This window comes from Rhizobium terrae (genome assembly GCF_003425685.1).
Lineage (GTDB): Bacteria > Pseudomonadota > Alphaproteobacteria > Rhizobiales > Rhizobiaceae > Neorhizobium > Neorhizobium terrae.
The window spans coordinates 1-20330 of the sequence record NZ_QJKM01000020.1; the positions used below are offsets into that span (position 1 = coordinate 1).

General features: G+C 64.3%; 16 protein-coding genes. 14 read left to right on the forward strand and 2 right to left on the reverse strand.

Going from position 1 to position 20330, the window contains the following annotated elements; translation table 11 throughout:
* From DMO26_RS27945 to DMO26_RS27985, 9 genes are all read left to right on the forward strand, one after another.
* Positions 1-3664, forward strand: a 3664-nt coding sequence (locus DMO26_RS27945) for a beta strand repeat-containing protein (protein WP_162895083.1), incomplete at its 5' end; no start/stop codon positions are given.
* A gap of 51 nt (positions 3665-3715) precedes the next feature.
* Entirely contained in the window at positions 3716-5374 is a 1659-nt protein-coding gene (locus DMO26_RS27950; protein ID WP_162895084.1) for a ShlB/FhaC/HecB family hemolysin secretion/activation protein, read from the forward strand.
* A gap of 374 nt (positions 5375-5748) precedes the next feature.
* A complete protein-coding gene (locus DMO26_RS27955) occupies positions 5749-6510 on the forward strand; it encodes an SDR family NAD(P)-dependent oxidoreductase (protein WP_226951446.1) in 762 nt (253 codons plus the stop codon).
* A gap of 118 nt (positions 6511-6628) precedes the next feature.
* Entirely contained in the window at positions 6629-8053 is a 1425-nt protein-coding gene (locus tag DMO26_RS27960; protein WP_117195603.1) for an aldehyde dehydrogenase family protein, read from the forward strand.
* Between the two features lie 279 nt (positions 8054-8332).
* Positions 8333-8821: a tripartite tricarboxylate transporter TctB family protein gene (locus DMO26_RS27965; protein WP_117195604.1), complete on the forward strand. Its 489-nt coding sequence runs from the start codon at positions 8333-8335 to the stop codon at positions 8819-8821.
* A gap of 18 nt (positions 8822-8839) precedes the next feature.
* Positions 8840-10345 (forward strand): tripartite tricarboxylate transporter permease, encoded by a 1506-nt coding sequence (locus DMO26_RS27970; RefSeq protein ID WP_117195605.1) that lies wholly within the window; start codon positions 8840-8842, stop codon positions 10343-10345.
* A 190-nt stretch (positions 10346-10535) separates the two neighbouring features.
* Positions 10536-11516 carry a Bug family tripartite tricarboxylate transporter substrate binding protein gene (locus DMO26_RS27975; protein WP_162895085.1) on the forward strand — a complete coding sequence of 327 codons (981 nt, stop codon included), beginning with the start codon at positions 10536-10538 and terminating at the stop codon, positions 11514-11516.
* A 165-nt stretch (positions 11517-11681) separates the two neighbouring features.
* On the forward strand, positions 11682-12305 hold the full coding sequence (locus DMO26_RS27980) for a nuclear transport factor 2 family protein (protein ID WP_117195607.1): 624 nt from the start codon (positions 11682-11684) through the stop codon (positions 12303-12305).
* Positions 12306-12489: 184 nt separating this feature from the next.
* Entirely contained in the window at positions 12490-13470 is a 981-nt protein-coding gene (locus tag DMO26_RS27985) for a Bug family tripartite tricarboxylate transporter substrate binding protein (RefSeq protein WP_117195608.1), read from the forward strand.
* Positions 13471-13523: 53 nt separating this feature from the next.
* Here the strand turns inward: DMO26_RS27985 and DMO26_RS27990 are convergent, their stop codons facing one another.
* Positions 13524-14309, reverse strand: a complete 786-nt coding sequence (locus tag DMO26_RS27990) for an HpcH/HpaI aldolase family protein (RefSeq protein WP_117195609.1) — start codon at positions 14307-14309, stop codon at positions 13524-13526.
* A 182-nt stretch (positions 14310-14491) separates the two neighbouring features.
* On the opposite strand from DMO26_RS27990, the gene DMO26_RS27995 reads away from it, so the two are divergent.
* The gene (locus tag DMO26_RS27995) at positions 14492-15394 is read left to right on the forward strand and encodes a cupin domain-containing protein (RefSeq protein WP_117195610.1); all 903 of its coding nucleotides are present in this window, start codon (positions 14492-14494) and stop codon (positions 15392-15394) included.
* A 6-nt stretch (positions 15395-15400) separates the two neighbouring features.
* Here the strand turns inward: DMO26_RS27995 and DMO26_RS28000 are convergent, their stop codons facing one another.
* Positions 15401-16180, reverse strand: coding sequence for an IclR family transcriptional regulator domain-containing protein (locus DMO26_RS28000; RefSeq protein ID WP_117195611.1), 780 nt, complete (start codon positions 16178-16180; stop codon positions 15401-15403).
* 119 nt (positions 16181-16299) lie between these two features.
* Between DMO26_RS28000 and DMO26_RS28005 the strand changes: the two genes are divergently transcribed.
* From DMO26_RS28005 to DMO26_RS28020, 4 genes are read left to right on the forward strand one after another with little or no spacing between them, the layout of a single operon-like run.
* Entirely contained in the window at positions 16300-17238 is a 939-nt protein-coding gene (locus DMO26_RS28005) for a DUF6282 family protein (protein ID WP_117195612.1), read from the forward strand.
* A gap of 41 nt (positions 17239-17279) precedes the next feature.
* Complete coding sequence (locus DMO26_RS28010) at positions 17280-18320, forward strand: NAD(P)H-quinone oxidoreductase (protein WP_319025413.1); 1041 nt, start codon at positions 17280-17282, stop codon at positions 18318-18320.
* Positions 18314-18772, forward strand: coding sequence for a MaoC family dehydratase (locus DMO26_RS28015; protein WP_117195613.1), 459 nt, complete (start codon positions 18314-18316; stop codon positions 18770-18772). The genes DMO26_RS28010 and DMO26_RS28015 overlap by 7 nt, the downstream gene beginning before the upstream one ends.
* 4 nt (positions 18773-18776) lie before the next feature.
* On the forward strand, positions 18777-20321 hold the full coding sequence (locus DMO26_RS28020) for a class I adenylate-forming enzyme family protein (RefSeq protein ID WP_162895086.1): 1545 nt from the start codon (positions 18777-18779) through the stop codon (positions 20319-20321).
* Positions 20322-20330 lie beyond the last annotated feature (9 nt).

A 20330-nucleotide genomic window follows, 5' to 3' on the forward strand; every position in this document is an offset into this window, starting at 1 on the left:
CGGCGTGACGACTCTGGCTGCCGGCGGCTCCGTCACCGGCACGGCTGGAGCCGACATCGCCGTCACCGGCATGGATGCGGGCACGTCGATCGGCTTGACGGCAGGCACGACGATCAGTGCCGCCGACATGCTGGCCGGCACCTCGGTCGATCTCGATGCGGGCAGTGACATCCTGGTCACCACCTTGACCACCGGCAGCTCTGCAACGCTTGCCGCAGACGGAGCGATCGACATCGGGACGCTGACTGCTGGCAGCTCCGTCACCAGCACGGCTGGAATGGACATTACGGTCACCTCTCTCGATGCGGGCACGTCCGCCGACCTCGATGCAGGCAGCGACATCCGCGTCACCACCTTGACCACCGGCAGCTCCGCGATGCTTGCCGCAGACGGTGCGGTCGACATTACGACCTTGACCACCGGGGGCCTCGCCACTTTGTCCGCAGACGGAGCGATCGACATCGCGACACTCGACATCGGCACGGTGCTGACCAGCAGTGCAGGCACGACGACGAGGTTCGGCACGACGGGTGCCGGCACCTCGATGACGGTCAGCTCGGGTGGCCTGATCGACATGGCGGCGACGACGATGGCGGGGGCGGGCGACACCAGGCTCACCTCGACGGGCGGCTCGATCGACCTCGGGACACTCACCGCCGGCGGCAATGCCATCCTCGACGCGCATGACGGCATCGATGCGGACGATATTGGTGCAGACGGTGCGGTGACGGCGGATGCCGGAAGAAGCATTGCCGTCACCTCTCTCGACGCGGGCACGTCCACCGACCTCGATGCGGGCCGCGACATCGTCGTCACCACCCTGACCACCGGCGGCTCCGCGACGCTTGCCGCCGGCGATGCGATCGACATCGCCACTCTGACCACTGGCAACTCCGCCACTCTGGTTGCCGACGGAGCGATCGATATCGCGACGCTGGACATCGGCACGGTGCTGACCAGCAGTGCAGGCACGACGACGGTGTTCGGCACGACGGGTGCCGGCACCTCGATGACGGTCACTTCGGGTGGCCTGATCGACATGGCGACGACGACGATGACGGGGACGGGCGACACCAAGCTCACCTCGACGGGCGGTTCGATCGATCTCGGGACGCTCGCAGCCGGCGGCAATATCATCCTCGACGCGCATGACGGCATCGATGCCGACGATGTTGGTGCAGGCGGTTCGGTGACGGCGGATGCCGGAAGAAGCATTGCCGTTACCTATCTCGATGCCGGCACGTTCATCGGCCTGACGGCAGGCACGATGATCAGTGTCGGCGGCATGCTGGCCGGCACGTCGGCTGATCTCGATGCGGGCAGTGACATCCGCGTCACGACCCTGACCACCGGCGGTTCCGCCACTTTGTTTGCCGACGGAGCGATCGATATCGAGACGCTCGACATCGGCACGGTGCTGACCAGCGGTGCAGGCACGACGACGAGGTTCGGTACGACGGGCGCCGGCACGTCGATGACGGTCACTTCGGGTGGGCTGATCGACATGGCGACGACGACGACGATGACGGGGACGGGCGACACGCGGCTGACCTCGACGGGCGGCTCGATCGACCTCGGGACGCTTGCAGCCGGCGGCAATGCCATCCTCGACGCGCATGACGGCATCGATGCGGACGATATTGGTGCCGATGGTTCGGTGACGGCAGATGCCGGCGGTTCGATCGGCGTGACGACCCTGGCTGCCGGCGGCTCCGTCACCGGCACGGCTGGAGCCGACATCGCCGTCACCAGCGTTAATGCCGGCGCGTTTATCGACCTGACGGCGGGCACGACGATCAGTGCCGCCGACATGCTGGCCGGCACCTCGGTCGATCTCGATGCGGGCAGGGACATCCGCGTCACTACGCTGACTACCGGCAGCTCTGCAACGCTTGCCGCAGACGGAGCGATCGACATCGGGACGCTGACGACGGGCAGCTCCGTCACCGGCACGGCTGGAACGGACATCGCCGTCACCGGGATGGATGCGGGCACGTTCATCGACCTGACGGTAGGCACGACGATCAGTGCCGCCGACATGCTGGCCGGCACCTCGGTCGATCTCGATGCGGGCAGGGACATCCTCGTCACCACCTTGACCACCGGCGGCTCCGCCACTCTGTTTGCCGATGGAGCGATTGCTATCGCGACGCTGACTGCTGGCAGCTCCGTCACCAGCACGGCTGGAACGGACATTACGGTCACCTCTCTCGATGCGGGCACGTCGGCTGATCTCGATGCGGGCAGTGACATCCTGGTCACGACCCTGACCACCGGCGGTTCCGCGACGCTTGCCGCAGACGGTGCGGTAGATATCGGGACACTGACGACGGGCAGCTTCGTCGGCTTGTCCGCGGGCGGCATGATCGACATCGCGACGCTGGACGCAGGCAACAGCGCAAGCCTGTTCGCAGGCGGCGATGTCGAGGTTGCGAGCCTCAGCACAGGGGGCGACCTGAACGTGGCGTCGGCAGCCGATGTCGGCGGTACCTCCTGGTCTTCGGCTGGGAATGCCGCGATCGCCGCGGGCGGCGCCATAGACATCGAGACGCTCGTCGCTGGCGGTGCGATCAGCACGCAGTCGGGGCAAGGCACAACGCTCGGAAAGGCCTCCTCGGGAGCCGCCTTCTCGGTCGAAGCAAGGCGATATGTCGGGATTGGCACCGCCATGGCCGGCGGTGCGGTGCGGGTCGCATCATCCGCGAACGCGGTGAACATCGGTACCCTGTCCGGCGCCCGCACGGTCGATATCGCGGCCGCGACCGAAATCCAGGCGGACGAGCTGAGGGCAAAGGAGGCGCTGATCGTCACCGCGCCGGTCGTGACGATCGGGAACGCCGTCAGCGAAGATGGGCTTACGATCTCCACGATCTCGAAGGATATCCTGGAACTGGAAGCCGAGGCGGGGGGCTCGATCAATCTTGGACGGGCGGAGGCGGTGCGCCTCGCGATCGTCGGGGCCGCACGGTTCGATGCCGATGACCTTGTGATCGGCAGCAGCGCGGCGCTTGCGGCTGACGACATCCGCATCGGCAACCTGATCCAGAGCGGCACGTCCGGCCGGTTCGCGCTCGACGTGACCGGCGTGGGTGGCGGCAATGCGACGAGCATGCAGGCCTATCTGACGACGCCGCTCGGTATTGCCATCGGGGACTATCGGGTCGCCAATTCGACGATCGAGACCAGCGGTTCCTTCGTCTTGATCGCCCGCGGGGTCGTCAACGGCACGATGTCGCTCCGGACCGCGCTCCGGAATCTCTTCGTGGACAATCGCTCGGCGGCTCCGGCAACCAGCATCGACGTTCAACTCTTCCAGCCCAGCAAGTCGTTCAGGGTGACACAGGACGGCATGCGTACGACCACCAACGCCTTCATCGTCCAGTTCGGCGAAGGCTCCGAAGTGTTCTTCGAGCGCGACGGTATCGTCTATACCGGCCTCAGCCTGATGCGCGAAGCCGCGAAAGCCATGCAGTCCGCAAACAGCGACGATGGCGGGGAAATTTCCCCGCTGGGCACTGGGGTGGACATGGCACAGCTCACCGCCTCGTCGCTCGCGAGCTTCCTCGCCATGCAGACGAGCCCGATGCTTGTCGTGGAGGCCGGCGATGCCGGTGGCCCTGCCGTCAGGCTGGACGAAACGGTGACGAATGCGATACAGAATTAGTCCGTGGCGACGAAGGGGATTGTTGCACGCCGAGGCAGGGGGACGCCGAGCTTGATCCAACGCATTTCCATGCGGCGAGGTGTGCCCGGTTTCACGCTCGCGCTCATGATCCTTGCTGCGGATGCCTCCCTGGTCCAAGCGCAGCAGCCTCCGCCGGGAGTGGACGCCGGCGCGTTGCAGAACAGGACGAACCGTCTTCGGCGCGATCTGGAAAACCGTGTGGCGCCAGGCGCATCCGACGATGCGGGCGCGGTCACGGGGCCGGCGCGCGCCGCGGCACCGCTCGTGCCGGGTGGCGGGCCGACATTCGTTCTCAAGCGGGTCGAGTTCAACGAATCGTATTTCTTCAAGCCTCAGGAACTGGCCGCGATCGCCGCGCCCTTCGTCGGCCGCAAGCTGGATTTCGCCGGCATCCAGGCAATCGTCAACGCTGTCAACGCCCGTTATGCCGAGCGCGGCATCGTGACGGCCAGTGCTTCCTTGCCCGAACAGGATCTCGACGGCGGGGTGCTGCGCATCGAGCTGGTCGAAGGCCGCGTCGGAAAAGTGACGATGGAGGGCGCTTCGACCTCCGCCGATTATATTCGCGGTCGTGCCCGGTTGCAGCCCGGTGAAGTGGTCGATGTGCCGGCGCTGGGTGCCCGCATGGCGGCGCAGAACCGCATCGGCGAGGCGCGCGTACGCACCGCCCTGCAGCCCGGCACGGACTTCGGACAGACCGACGTGACGCTTTCGGTGACCGAACCCAAGAGCGACCTGCTGGACGTTTTCGTCGACAATCTGGGCTCTCCGACGACCGGCCGTTTCCAGCGGGGCATGCTCTTCCAGCATTACGGCCTGCTTGGCCTCGATGACCGCTTCAAGTTCTACGGCGTGAATTCCGAGGGCAACCTGTCGGGCAACCTGTCCTACACATTCGGCATCACGCCGACGGGCGGCCGCCTCGGCCTCAGCTATTCGGCCTCGCGGATCAAGATCATCGACGGCGCCTTCGAGGACCTCAACGTGACAGGCGGCTCGCAGGCGGGCGGCATCAACTTCGTGCAGCCGCTGTTTTCCGATTCGGAATGGCTGGTGCTGCTCAACGTCGGCGCGACGCTGACGCACTCGACGACCGATCAGGACGGGGTGCCCTTCACCGACAACCTGACATTCAAGCCGATGATCGGGGCGACGCTGAATTATTACGCGCCGAATCTGGCGGTCTCCTTCTCGCCGTCCTATTCTTTCGGCACGACGGATATCCGGGTGACGGACAGCAGCGACCAAGCGCATTTCTTCAACGGCACGATGTCGGTGACGGCCGTCCTGCCTCAGGAGGTCGTTTTCCAGGGATTTGGCGCCTGGCAGGTCGCATCGAAGCCTCTGGTGACGGGCGACCAGCTTTTCCAGATCGGCGGCGCCACCACGGTGCGCGGTTATGGCGGCAATACGGTCGCGGGCGGCAGCGGCTATTATGCGAATTTCGAACTGCATAAGAGCTTCACAGGGGATGTCGGCACCTTCGACTTCTTCACCTTCCTCGACCATGGCGCGGTCTATTCCACAAGCCCCAAGAAGGTGAGCCTGACGGGCATCGGCACCGGCATGTCCTATTCGTTCGACAACCGCCTGACGCTGGAACTGACGCTCGGTTTTCCGGTCGGCGACCATGTGCCGGACAGTCCGTCCTATACCCTCTTTGCCCGGCTGATCGGCCGCGTGTTCTGACGGGCGGTTGTCGCCGCGGCTGTCTATGGAGTATCGGCACGCCTTCGCGGCGATGCATGAAACGTAGCCGGGCTCTTATCTGCGTCAGGTCCTGGCGTCTTCGGCCCTGCTTTTTTCCATTAATCCCAGGCGCGACCGTAACCGTTGGCCTTCCGTTCATTCCCGCCGTCTAGATCGGCTTTCGGACGAGGTATATCCATTCGCCCTGGGTGCCCGTGACGCCGCGGCTGCGTTTCGTCTCGCGGAATGGACGGAGGGCGACGCTTCAACCCTCCAGCCATGACCTCTATGTCAGGGACCCATAAGATTGCCCGTCGCTTCGATCCTAGCACGAACCGGAGCCGGAGCAGCGAAGGCTTTTGGGGAGGATATCGTTGGCCGCCATCGAAATACCCGCGCTCGCCGTTCCGCAGGTGGCGCTCGTGACCGGGGCCAGCAGCGGGATAGGCAGGGCGACCGCCGCGCGCCTGGCCGCGCTCGGCGCCTCGGTCGTGGTCGGCTACAACAGCCGGCGCGAGCTGGCCGAGGACGTCGTGCGCGGCCTTGAAGGGACCGGGCATATGGCGATGCGCATCGCGGTGGAGGAACCGGCGTCGGTTGCCGAAGCCGCCTCCATCGTCGGCGAACGGTTCGGTCGCCTCGACGCACTGGTGAATTGCGGCGGAGCGACGACACCCGTTCCGGCCAACGATTTCAATAGGCTGACCGACGAGATCTTCGACCGCACCGTTGCGATCAACCTGCGTGGACCCTTCGCCATGGTGCGTGCCTTCCGTCCGCTGCTGGAGCGCGGCGAAGGTGCATCGGTCGTCAACATTTCCTCCATCGCGGCGCGTACCGGTCTCGGCAGCAGCCTTGCCTATCTGGCCGCCAAGGGCGGGCTTGATTCCCTGACGATAGCGCTTGCCAAGGTGCTCGCCCCGAATATCCGTGTCTTTTCCGTCTCTCCGGCCGGGGTGGACACGGATTTCGTGCCAGGCCGCAGCCGTGAGCAATTGCAGAAGACCGCCGAGAAATTGCCGCTTGCCCATGTCACCACGCCCGACGATGTGGCGCGCGCGGTGACCGCCTGCATCGTTCATCTGACCAGTTCGACCGGCATCGTTGTCCCGGTCGACGAGGGCCGGCATCTCTAGGGCTGTTCGCCTGACGAAACGGGCCTTTGTGAAGGTTGCAAAAACACGCCGTGGATCTCGTGATGGCATGGAGATGCCGCGGACCGAGCATGACATGACAGATCGTCCGGGAGGGACAATGGACAAACTGAAATTCTACATCGATGGTGCATGGGTGGAGCCGGCCGAACCGCGGACGCTCGGGATCGTCAACCCGGCGACGGAGGAGACCTTCGCCAGGATCAGCCTCGGCTCCGCGGCAGATGTGGACCGTGCCGCGAAGGCCGCCCGTCGTGCCTTCCCGATCTATGCCGATTCCAGTGTCGAACGGCGGCTTTCGTATCTCAACAGGATCATCGACGGTTTTCGGGCGCGTCTGCCGGAACTGGCCCGCATGATGACCCTCGAAATGGGCTCGCCCATCACCTTCTCGACCGAGCGCCAGGCGACCGTCGCGCTGTTCCATTTCGAGGAGGCGGCCCGCGTCCTTGCCGATTACGCGTTCGAAACGCGCATGGGCGTCGGCATCGTCCGCCGCGAGCCGATCGGTGTTTGCGGGCTGATCACGCCCTGGAACTGGCCGCTCAATCAGGTCGCCTCCAAGGTCGCGCCGGCGCTGGCGACGGGCTGCACGGTCGTCCTGAAGCCGAGCGAAATTGCGCCGCTGAGTTCGATGCTGCTGGCGGAGATCATCGACGAGGCCGGTCTGCCGGCGGGCGTCTTCAACCTCGTCAACGGTGACGGGCCGACGGTCGGCGAGGCGATTGCCGGTCATCGGGAGATCGACATGGTGTCCTTCACCGGATCGACCTCGGCCGGCATCAAGGTCGCGAAACTGGCCGCCGACACCGTGAAACGGGTGGCGCAGGAACTGGGCGGCAAGTCCGCCAATATCATCCTGGCCGATGCCGACCTGAAGGCCTCGGTGATATCGGGCGTGCATGCCTGCTACACCAATGGCGGTCAGAACTGCCAGTCGCCGACGCGCATGCTGATCCATCGCTCGCAGCGTAATGCGGCGCTGGAGGCGGCCCGCAGTGCGGTCGATACGATCCGCCTCGGAGATCCGCTCGATCCCGCATCCACCATGGGGCCGCTCGTCAGCCAGGCCCAGTTCGACAAGGTGCAGGGTCTCATCCAGGCGGGAATAGACGAGGGGGCCACCCTGGTGGCCGGCGGTCCGGGAAGGCCGGCGGAACTGAACCGCGGCTACTATGTCCGGCCGACCGTTTTTGCCGACGTCACGCCGGAAATGCGCATCGCCCGGGAGGAGATTTTCGGCCCGGTGCTTTCGATCATCAGCTACGAGACGGAGGAGGAGGCGATCGAGATCGCCAACGATACGCCGTTCGGACTGGCGGGCTTCGTGCAGTCGAAAGACCCCGAGCGGGCCCGCAAGGTCGCCAACCGGATCCGCGCCGGCCGGGTCTACCTGAACGGCGCCGGGTTCGACCGCAGCCTGCCGTTCGGCGGCTACAAGCAGTCCGGCAACGGCCGCGAGTTCGGTCTCTTCGGTTTCGAGGAATATCTCGAGGTGAAGGCCGTGCTCGGATATCCGGGTTGAACCTGCGGGCAGAGCACCTGCTTAGACCAGCGCCGGCCAAGGCCGAAGGCAGGCGGGAGGCAGGTTGACGTCCGAGGGTCGCGGAGGAGAGCTGCTCCGGCCGTTGCCGCTTGGGTGCCTTTTGCATTCCACTGTGTGAAATAGCAAACCAGTGCTCCTGTCCCGCATGGGGGCGGATGAACTAGATTGACACACTGAGAAGATCGTAAGGCGCCACGCACCGGGCGAGTTCTCCCAGGCGGTTGGCGCACCAATCGACATGAAAGGGGAGAGAACGCTTTGAAACCGTCTAAGGCGCCTTCGGGGAAGCTGGGCCAGGATATCGTTCTGGGGCTGGTATTTGTGGTGGCGGGCGTGACCGCCGGCGCGATCGCCATGCACTATCCCTTGGGAACGTCCGGCCGCATGGGACCGGGCTATTTCCCGATCATCATCTCGACGCTGCTTGCGGGCGTGGGCATCATCCTTCTCTTGCGCTTCCGCTACGACACGTCCGAGCCCATCCGGTCGCTGCCGTGGAAGCAGCTCATCCTGGTGCCGGGCGCCATCGTGCTGTTCGGGCTGCTCGCCGAGCAGCTCGGGCTCGTGCTGGATGTCCTGCTGCTCACAATCGGCTGTGCAGCGGCCAGCCACAAATTTCAGCTGACTTGGAAGGCGCTCGCCGGAGCCGTGCTGTTCTCGGTCTTCTGCGCCTTCGTTTTCGTCGAGCTTCTCGGCCTGCCCTTTCCCGTTTTTGGAAGCTGGCTGCAAGGCATTGGCGGCTTCTAACCCAACGCGTGGTTCAATATGGATATCTTCAACGGGCTGCTGCTCGGTCTCTCGACGGCGACAACTTTCACAAACTTCGCCTACTGTTTCGTCGGCGTTCTGCTGGGCACGGCGGTCGGCGTGCTGCCGGGGCTCGGGCCGGTCGCCACCATCTCGATGCTGCTGCCGTTCACCTTCGGGCTACCGGTCGATACCGCGCTGATCATGCTGGCCGGCATCTTCTACGGATCGCAATACGGCGGCTCGACGACCGCGATCCTGATGAACCTTCCCGGCGAGGCCTCGTCCGTGGTAACCGCGCTCGACGGCCACGAAATGGCGAAGCAGGGCAAGGCGGGACGGGCGCTCGCCGCTGCCGCGATCGGCAGCTTTTTCGCCGGGACCGTCGGCACGCTCTTCATTGCGATATCGGCCCCGGCATTGGCGGGCCTCGCGCTGAGCTTCGGGCCGGCGGAATATTTCTCGCTCATCCTTCTCGGCCTGGTCACGTCGATGGTGCTGACCAACGGCTCGCTGCTGAAGGCTCTCGGCATGGCGCTGCTCGGCCTTCTTCTCGGCATGATCGGCACCGACGTCAATTCGGGCGCTGCCCGCTACACGTTCGGCCTTCCGGATCTGCTCGACGGACTGGATTTCGTCGTGGTTGCAACCGGCATGTTCGGTATCGGCGACGTGCTAGCGAACCTTGAGAACGAGAAGACCCGAAACGCGGTCGTCGCCAGGGTCGAGACGCTGTTCCCGACCCGTGAGGACTGGCGGCGTATGACGGCGCCGATCCTGCGCGGCACGGGGGTCGGCGTGCTTCTCGGCGTCCTGCCGGGTGCGGGGGTGCTGCTCGCGTCTTTCTCGGCCTATGCCCTGGAAAAGAAGATGTCCCGCCGTTCCGCCGAATTCGGCAAGGGCGCGATCGAAGGGGTCGCCGCACCGGAATCCGCCAACAATGCCGCTGCCCAGACCTCGTTCATCCCGATGCTGACGCTCGGACTGCCGGGGACCGCGACCATGGCGCTGATGATCGGCGCGCTGATCGTCCAGGGCGTGCAGCCGGGGCCTGAAGTGCTGTCGCAGCAGCCCACCCTGTTCTGGGGCCTGGTCGTCTCCATGTGGATCGGCAACCTGCTTCTCCTGCTTCTGAACCTGCCGCTGGTCGGCATGTGGGCAAAGCTGATCTCGGTGCCGTATCACTACCTTTTTCCGCTCATCTGCGTGTTCTGCGCGATCGGCGCCTTCAGCATCGGCAACAGCGCCTTCGAGATCTATCTGATGGCCCTGTTCGGGGCGCTTGGATATTTCTTCAGGAAACTCAATGCCGAACTCACGCCGCTGCTTCTCGCTCTCATCCTCGGGCCGATGGCGGAGGAATATCTGCGCCGGGCGCTGCTTCTGTCGCATGGCGATGCGAGCGTTTTTGTCACGAGCCCGGTCAGCCTCGGCACGCTGCTGATCGCGGTCGGCCTGGTGGTTTCGATCGTTTCGCCGCGTTTCCGCAAGGTGAGGGAAGAGGCATTGCAGGAAACCGACTGAGCGAGCGGGGCCGACGCCGCCGGTCGTCGCGCTACGGGACCGGATGACGCGTTGCCCGCAGGCCTTCCGTTCCGGGAGACGGAATGGTTCCGATTTCGAATGCAGCCGAAAGCCGGGCGGTCTTAGACTTTCCGTCGCATCCGAAGACGGAGGCGGAGGATGCGACCAGAAAAACGTGGAGGGGACTTTCATGATACTCGACAGACGTGAATTCATGGCGCTGGGCGGCACCGCAGTGCTGCTGGCATCGGCCGGCAGCGTCCTGGCGGATAGCTGGCCCAGCAAGCCGGTCACCGTCATTTCGCCCTATCCGCCCGGCGGCGGCAGCGACATCATAGCCCGCATGGTCGCGGACGCTCTGACCGCCGCTCTCGGGCAGCAGTTCGTCATCGAAAACATCGCCGGTGCCGCCGGCGCGCTTGGCGGCGGCAAACTGGCAAGGTCCAAGCCGGACGGTTACACGATCCTCGTCAGCGGCAGTGCGCCGCTCGCGGCCAACAAGGTGGTCCAGAAGAACCTTGCCTACGATCCGCAGGCGGATTTCACCCCGATCTCGCTGGTGTCCGAAACGCCGCTACTGCTCACCTGCGCCGCCAATGTTCCGGTGCGTTCGGTTCAGGAATTCATCGCCTTCGTGAAGGCCAATCCGGACAAGGCGAATATCGGCAATCCGGGCGCGGGAACGAAGGGGCACATCGCCGCCGCGATCCTCGGCAGCAAGGCGGGCATCAAGCTCAGCCACGTTCCCTACAAGGGGTCGCCGCCGCTGCTTTCCGACATTCTCGGCGGCCACATCCAGTTCGGGATCGACACGGCGTCGAACTACCTGCCGCATATCCAGGAAGGCAAGATCCGTGCGCTCGCGGCGACTTCTGCCAAACGCGCGCCGGTCCTGCCGAACCTCCCGACGGTGGCAGAACAGGGGATCGACGGCTTCAACGTGACCGGCTGGTTCGCCGCCGTCGGCCCGAAAGGCTTGCCGCCCGAGATCACCAGGAAGCTCTACGAGACGATCAAGGCCTGGATCCTCACCCCGGATGCCCAGAAGAAGCTGGCGGCGATCGGCATGACCCCGATCGGCGGAACGCCGGAAGAGCTGGCGAAGGCGACCGAGCTGGAGATCGGTTCGATCCGTCCGCTGGTCGAGGCTGGTCTGGTGGAGCCGACCTGACGCTCGCACAGGCGCCGGGGCGATATTGCACCCAAGGCGGGGAGGGCGCTCCGGCCAGGCACCCTCACAAACACCGATGACGTTGCCGGGAAGCCCGCAGTGTCAACAGACCGAAAGGCACATCCCGGCGCACATGTCTGCAAGCGCCAGAAGACGAGGAACATTATGCAGCCTGACAACGACGGCCGCCTCCAGGCAATGCTCGACCGCGAGGAACTGTTCGACCTGGTGCGGCGCGAACGTTTTGCACGCGACCAGCGCCGCTTCGAGGTGATGAGGGCCTGTTTCCACGACGACGCCTATATCCGCACCACCTGGTATGAGGGGCACGGCGGCCAGGCTTATGTGGATGCCACGCGCGAATGGATGAGCCGGACCGGCAGCAGCAAGCACTGGGTGTTTCCCGCCTTCGCGCAGGTCGCAGGCGACCGGGCGACGGTCGAGAGCCCGGCGATGATCTTCAACCGCGCCAAGCCCAACGGCGTCGAGGTCGATTTCTTCGTCTTCTGCCGGTTTTTTTCACGCGCCGTGCGCGAGAACGGCGCCTGGAAACTGCGAACCTTTGAAGTCATCTTCGAGCGGGACACGATGCAGGCGGTCGTTCCCGGAGAAAATCTCGAGGTCGACAGAGAGTTTCTCTCGACGTTGCGCAGTTCCTACCGCTTCATCACCTACGTGCAGGCAAGCCGAAACGTGCATGTCGATCAGAACCTGCTCGGCGACGACCGGCCGGAGGAACTCGCGGCCTTCCATGCGAAGGAGGAACGCTGGCTCGCCGGCGGCGATTGAAATTCTTCGGCAGCGGGCGCGGAAAGCCTTCAAACTGCCGCGCACCTTGGCATTCCGTGTGGCGGAATGGCCGCAATTGCCGGCACCGAGGACAGCCAGGAGCCTTATACCTTTCCTCATATCGCAGGGGAGCCGACGGGGTGGCTGAGGGCGATGGCCAAAGATTATTGGGAGGTAAGACACCATGACAATCAACAGACGTGAATTCATCGTGCTCGGAGGAGCCGCGACCCTGCTGGCATCGACCGGCACCGCTCTTGCGGACAACTGGCCGAACAAGGCGGTGACGGTCATATCGCCCTATCCGCCGGGCGGCGGCAGCGACATCATCGCGCGACTCGTCGCCGATGTCCTGACGGCGGCGCTCGGGCAGCAGTTCGTCATCGAGAACCTTGCCGGAGCATCCGGCGCTCTCGGGGCCGGTAAGCTGGCACGGTCGAAGCCGGACGGCTACACGCTCCTTGTCAGCGCCAGCGCGCCGCTCGCCGCCAACAAGGTGGTCCAGAAAGGGCTAGCCTACGATCCGCAGGCGGACTTCACGCCCGCTTCCCTCGTGGCCGAGACACCGCTTCTTCTGACCTGCTCGAAAAATGCGCCGGCCAAGACGCTGAAGGAGTTCATCGACTATGCCAAGAAGAACCCCGGGAAGGTGAATTACGGAACGCCGGGGGCCGGTACCAAGGGGCATATCGCAGCCGCGATCATCGCCCAGCGGGCCGGTATCGAGATCAACCACATTCCCTACAAGGGGTCGCCGCCGCTGCTGGCCGATCTCCTCGGCGGCCATATCGATTTCGCGCTCGATACCGCCTCAAATTACATCCCGCATATCGACGAGGGAAAGATCGGTGCGGTCGCCGCCACTTCGGCCAAGCGGATCCCCCGGTTGCCCAATGTGCCGACCGTGGCCGAGCAGGGCATGGCCGGATACGAGGCCACGCTCTGGTTCGGAGCCGTCGGACCGAAAGGCATGCCGCCCGAGATCGCCAGGAAGATATCCGATGCGGTGAACGCCTGGCTCGCCAAGCCTGAAGCGGTGGAAAAACTGGCATCGCTGGGCATGGTCCCGCTCGGCGGAGCGCCGGAAAGGCTCGGCAAGGCGATCGATCTGGAAATCGCGTCAATCCGCCCGGTGGTTGAGGCCGGTCTGATTCAGCCGAATTGAAGCCTGTTGAGGCGGGCGTTCGGAACGGCCGCCCGCCGTCCATTCAGGCCTCTTTACATTCTGGCATTGTCCGTCTTCACGCCATAATCCCGATAAGCGGCGGCCGCGGCTGTTTTGAGGAAGTTGTGGTCGCTGGAGACCAGCACGCCAGAAGCTCCGTGGCCGCGAAACGTTTCCGCGTCCGCCGTGCTGGTTGCAAGGATCATCAGCGTCTTGCCGGCAGCGCGCGTGGCCTCCGCGATCGTGCGGGCGGCCTCCGCCACCTTGGCGGACGCGTGCGGATCATCGCCGAAGGAGGCCGTCAGGTCGCCACGGCCGATGAAGATCGCATCGATGCCGTCAACGGCCGCGATCTCCGCCGTCAGCGATACTGCGTCGATGTCCTCGATCATCGCGATGCAGGCGACTTCCGCATCCTGCGCCTTCATGTGATCGACGATGCCGCGTGCCCCCCATGAACCTGCGCGGGACATGGACGCAAATCCCCGTTTGCCGCCGATGTAGCGGCAGGAGGCGGCGATGGATTTCGCCTTTTCGACGCTCGTGACATGCGGAAACATGATGCCCGATGCGCCGCAGTCCAGTGCCGAGAGCACGGCAGCGTCGCCCGCGTCGCCGACGCGGACGATCGGCGCGACATTGCTGGCGCGGCCGGCAAATGCCATCAGATCCACCTGTGCACGGTCGAGCGGCGCATGTTCCTGGTCGATCACCACGAAATCGAAGCCGACCACGCCGAAGATTTCGATCGCCTGGGTCGTCGGCAGTTTGACAAATGTTCCAAGCAACGGTTCGCGGGCGACAAGCCTTTGGCGGAACTGCGTGAACGACGGTTTCATGATGCCTCCCTTGATTTTTCGGATACGACCTTAGTCGGCGGTGCGCTCGCCGGAAGAGAGAAACTCGATCCATTTCTCATGCCGAAACGTTGGCAATCCTACGTGGCTCTTGATGCTGGCGCGTGAAATTTTTCCGCCGGGTCGGTACGGCCGGCCGCTTTGAGAAATGAGGACGCAACGCAATGTACGATAAGAGTGATCCAAGGTCTTCCCTGGCCGCTGCCGAAAAGAAGGCGGCACCGCCGCCGGCGCGCTTTGCCGGGACGGAATATGGCCGGTTCTACGAAACCGCACCGCAGATCGACGATGCAAGCGGTCGCACCTGGATCACCCGCGGCCAGAATTTCGTCATCGCCTACAGCGACTGCCGGGCCGGCGCGGTTTTCGCGCGGGAAGGGCAGTTGGACGAATACGCGCTGATCGTTCCCGATGCCGGGACGAGCGTCGAGATCACCACGGAGGCTGGAACGGAAACCGTGCCCGGCTATAGCGTCGCCTTCATCCCGCCCGGCAAAACCGTGGTCCGCGTGCTGGCCGCGGGCCGGATCGTCAGGCTCTTCACGCCGAAGTCGGAAGACTTGGCAAGCCTTGCCTCGAATGCCGGAAACTTCGCGGAACCGCATCCCACCGTGCCGCCCTTCGTCGCCTGGCCTGAGCCGCCCGGCGGGTTGAAACTCAGGTGGTACAGCCTCGACGTGCCCGTGGAGCCGGGCCGGTTCGGGAAGATTTTCCGCTGTACGACATTCATGGTCAACTATCTCGATCCACGCATCGGCCCGCGCGACCGCACGAAAGTTTCCCCGCATCATCACGACGATTTCGAGCAATGCTCGCTGGCGCTGGACGGTTCGTTCACGCATCACATCCGCTGGCCCTGGACGACGGACATGACGATATGGCGGGAGGACGAGCATGCGCTCTGCCTGTCGCCGTCGGTCTGCGTCATCCCGCCGCCGGCGATCCACACCTCCACGGCGGAAGATCTCGGTCTCAACCAGCTCGTCGACATCTTCGCGCCGCCGCGGCTCGATTTTTCCTCGAAGCCGGGCTGGGTGCTCAACGCAGACGATTATCCAATGCCCTGACCTGGATCAAAGCGCGCTCGCCTGCAGGCGCTTCAGGTCCAGCAGGATTTCCGCGGCGGCCGATTTCAGGGCCGGCACGTAACGCTCACAGGCTTCCTTCTCCGATTTGAAGGCCGTGGTGAAATAGGTGAGTCCGAGACTCGCCAGCACCCGGCCTTCCTCGTTGAAGATCGGCACGGCGATGGTGTTGGAGTTCTTGGGTTCCACGAAGGAGGAACGGGTCGCATAACCCGCCTCGCGCACCTGGTCCACCAGGCGTTTCAGCTTTTCGGGATGGTGGGCCAGCGCGTTTTCTGGATCTTCGGTCCTGCGCAGGATATCGACGATCAGGTTGAACTCCTCCGCGTCCGTGAAGGCCAGATAGGCAAGCCCGAGCCCGCGGGTGAACAGCGGCAAGCGCATGTTGACCGTCTTATGGAAAGGGGAGATCGAGCTTTCCGCCACGGTGCTGAATCGCACCACGACGGCATCGTGGTCCAGCAGCGCGATCGATGTCGGCCACTTGTATTTGCGGGTGACGGCGATTGCCCACGGCCGGCCTGCCTCCACCACCATCGGCTCTTTGTGGTATCCGGAGGAGAGTGAGGTGACGAGGCCGCTTACCTGATAGCCGCCCTGGCGTGGATCGTTCTCCACGTAACCGGCCTCTTCCAGGGTGTGAAGAATACGCACCAGGGTTGGTTTGGGCAGGCGTGTTCGCGCATGCAGATGGGCGATCGTGCTGATCGGCTGCAGATTCATTTCCTGCAGAACGCGCATGGCGCGTTCCACTGCCCGAATACCCATGCTGTTCTCCTCCCGCGGTGCGACAGGCACCGTTCCGACTGGCGGAATGGTGGGACATTACGATGTGCCCCCCGGGAGTCAAGTTCTAAGCAGGGCCACGACCAGACGGGAGGAAAATCATGGCTTCGACCAATCACCGCGAAGCGGCGCGGGAACTCATTTCCAGCATCGACGACGCCGTCGCGAATGCCCTTTTGAAGGGGGCGGTCGACCTGCATGTCCATTCCGGACCATCCACCATGCCGCGCCAGCTCGACCACATGCAGGCAACCGAGGAGGCTGCCGCGGCGGGCATGCGCGGCATCCTTTTCAAGGACCACCATTATTCGGTTGCGCCGTTCATTCCGATCATGGAGCGGCTGATCGGTCATCTCGGCGTCTCGATGTATAGCGGCCTGGTGCTGAACAACACGGTCGGCGGGTTGAACCCGTTCGTGGTCGATGCGCAGCTCAAGATGGGTGCTAAACTCATCTGGATGCCGACGGCGCAATCGGCGAACCATGTGCGCAGTTCGCACGGAAAGACGCGACTCGCCTCCAATGTCAAGCTCCGGCCGTCGCCGATGCTGACCGTCGTCGACAGCTACGGCAACCTGCTCGACGAAGTGAAGCAGGTCCTCGATTCCATCGCCGAATTCAACGCCATCCTTTCGTCAGGGCATCTGCACGTCTCGGAAATCTGGACGCTGTTCGAAGAGGCGAAGAAGCGCGGCGTCAAACGGCTGCTCGTCAACCATCCGATGTACGGCCTGCACTTCACCTATGAGGACATCAAGGGATTGGCGGAATTCGGCGCACTGATCGAACAATCCGCCTGCCTTTATATTGATTCCCGCTTCAACGTGTTTTCTCCTCAGGAATTGAAGGAGCATATCCTGGCGGCGGGCGTAGCGCATTCGTCGATCGGATCGGATCTCGGCCAGGTGGACAATCCTTCGCCGGTGGAGGGCATGCGGCAGGCGATCAAGCTTTGCCTGGCCCTGGGTTTTTCGGAGGACGACGTCCGCCTCATGGTGCGCGACAATCCCTCGAAACTCGTCGGTTTGGACGTGGCATGACAGGATATCCGAGTTTGAGTGGAGGCAGGGTGGCGTTGAGCATGATGCGCGTTGTTGAGGTCGAAAAACCGGGCGGACCGGAGGTGCTGCAACTCGTCGAGCGTCCACGCCCCGTCGCCGGACCGGGCGAAGTGGTGGTCCGGGTCGCGGCCGCCGGGGTCAACCGGCCGGATGTCCAGCAGCGGCGCGGACTTTATCCGCCGCCGCCTGGCGCGACGGAAATTCTCGGGCTCGATATTGCCGGAATCGTCGAGCAAATCGGGGAGAACGTGACAGGTGTCGCCGTCGGCGATGCAGTTTGCGCACTCACCAACGGCGGCGGGTATGCGGAATTCTGCGCCGTGCCCGCGGTCCAGTGCATGCCGCTCCCGCGCGGCCTGAATTTCGTCGAAGCGGCATCGCTTCCGGAAGTCTTCTTCACGGCGTGGAACAATCTGATCTGGCTGGCCCGCCTCGGCGAGGGCGAAACCCTGCTGATTCAGGGTGGCACGAGCGGCGTCGGCCTGGCCGGGATTCAGATCGCCCGACAGCTGCGCAATGCGACCGTCTATGTCACCGCCGGCAGCGAGGATAAACGCAAGGTCTGCACCGATATCGGCGCCGAGGCGGCGGTCGACTATCGCGGTGCCTGGGACGAGGAAATCCGCAAGCTGACCGACGGCGAGGGGGTCGACGTCATCCTCGATGCCCAGGCAGGTCCCTATACCCAGCGGCAGCTCGATCTGCTGAAATTCGACGGCCGGCTGGTGTTCATCGCCAGCCATCTCGGCGAGACGGCGGAGGTCAACATCCGTTCGCTCGTCCGCCGCCGGCTGACCATGACCGGCTCGACGCTCCGGCCCCGTCCGCCTGCCTACAAGGGCCGGCTTGCGGCGGAGCTCGTCCGCGACGTCTGGCCGCTGATCGAAGATGGCCGAATTACCACCCGCATCCATGCGATCCTGCCCTTCGCGGACGTGGCGGAAGCGCATCGCATCCTCGATGCCAACCAGCAGATCGGCAAGGTCGTGCTGGCCGTCGATGCCGCTCTTGCAAGCGAAATACCGTCTTCGCCGCGCCGGGAGCGCATTGCCGCATGTTGAATGTTGAAAAGGCCATCGACCTCAAAACCCACGTCGGCGGCAGTATCGGCATGTCGGACTGGCTGACGATCGAACAGGCGGCGATCGACGATTTCGCCCGGCTGACAGGTGACGACCACTGGATCCATGTGGATGTGGAGCGCGCCAAAAAGGAGATGCCGGGCGGCAGGACGATCGCCCACGGGCTTTACATCCTCTCGCTGATCCCGGTCCTGCAGCGGCAGGTCTACAGAATCGAGAGGCGCGGCCGCGGCCTGAATTACGGCTACGAACGCGTCCGTTTCACGAGCCCGGTGCCGGTCCGGAGCCGGGTCCGCCTCAACCTCAATCTCGTCTCCGTCGAACCGCAGGGCGCGTTCACCCGCATCGAAACCGACGCGGTGATGGAACTGGAAAACTCTGAAAAGCCGGCCGCCGTCGCCCGCAACATAGTGCTGATCGCCGATGCCTGAGACGATGCCTTCCATCAGCCCGCCCCTCGTGGATGAGGGTTCCCTGATCCGCTTCATCCTCGAACGCGGCTTGACAAGCCCGGACAGTCCGGCCTTGACGTCCGGCGACCGCACGCTGACAAGCGGCGGCCTGCGCCGGCAGGTATTGGCCGCTGCTGGCGCGATCTCTGCCGCATGCGGTGGAAAGCCCGGCCGGATCGGGCTGCTGGGCACCAACAGCACCGACCTCGTCGTCGCCTATCTGGCAGGCATCGCGGCCGGCGGCTGCGCCGTGCCGCTGCCGGCTTCGGCGCATCCCTCGGCTTTGCGCGGAATGGTGGAGGATTGCGAGCCGTCGCTGATCTTCGCCGACAAAGGCGCGCTGCACCTCCTGGACGGCATGCCGGGCCAGACGGTGATTGGGCTCGATTTCGCGACGGACAACATCGTGCCGCTCAACGATTTCATCGGGTCGGCTCCACCGCTGGACGATGCGCCGCAGGCGGATCCTGCCGACGATTTCAACATCATCTACAGTTCCGGCACGACCGGGCGGCCGAAGGGCATCGTCCATTCGCATTCGATGCGTTATCGGCAGACGGCGCGAAGCCTGTTCGGAATCGACGGATCGAGCGTGATGCTGCTCGCCACCCCGCTTTATTCCAACACGACGCTGATGCCGCTTCTCGCTGCGCTCTTCCATGGCGGATATGCGGTGCTGATGCCGAAATTCGACGCGGAAGCCTATCTCGACCTTGCGGAGACGTTGCGCGGAACCCATACGATGCTGGTGCCGGTGCAGTACCAGCGCATCCTCGCCGCTGAAAGCTTTGCGCGGCGCGATCTCGGGTCGTTCAAGGTAAAACAGTCGACCGGCGCACCGATTGCGGCGACGGTCAAGCAGGAGCTTGTCACCCGCTGGCCAGGCCGTTTCCTGGAAGTCTATGGGCTGACCGAGGGTGGCTGCACCTGCATTCTCGATGCCGGCGCCCATCCCGAAAAGGCACATACGGTCGGCCGTCCGTCGGCCGGCAACGATATTCGGATCATAGACGAAAACGGCAAAAGCGTCCCGACCGGCACGCGCGGAGAAATCATCGGCCGGTCGCCGATGATGATGTCGCGCTATTTCCGCAACGAGGCTGCAACCGAAGCTTTCCGGTTCACGGATGCCGAAGGCACCGTCTTCCACCGCACCGGCGACATCGGCTTCTTCGACGAAGACGGGTTCCTCGTCCTGGTCGACCGCAAGAAGGACATGATCATTTCCGGCGGCTTCAACATCTATGCCTCGGACCTGGAAGAGACGCTGCTCGCCCATCCCGACGTGCTCGAAGCCGCCGTCATCGCGGTGCCGAGCGAGAAATGGGGCGAGACACCGCTCGGGCTGGTCGTGCCGAAACCGGGTGCCGCGCCCGACCCGGCCGGGCTTCTGGAATGGGCGAACGGCAGGCTCGGCAAGATGCAGCGTCTATCGGCCATCGAATTGCGTGACGGCCTGCCGCTCTCGCCGGTCGGCAAGGTGCTGAAGCAACAGCTGCGCGAACCTTATTGGGGGGACCGGACCTGATCTGCGGCC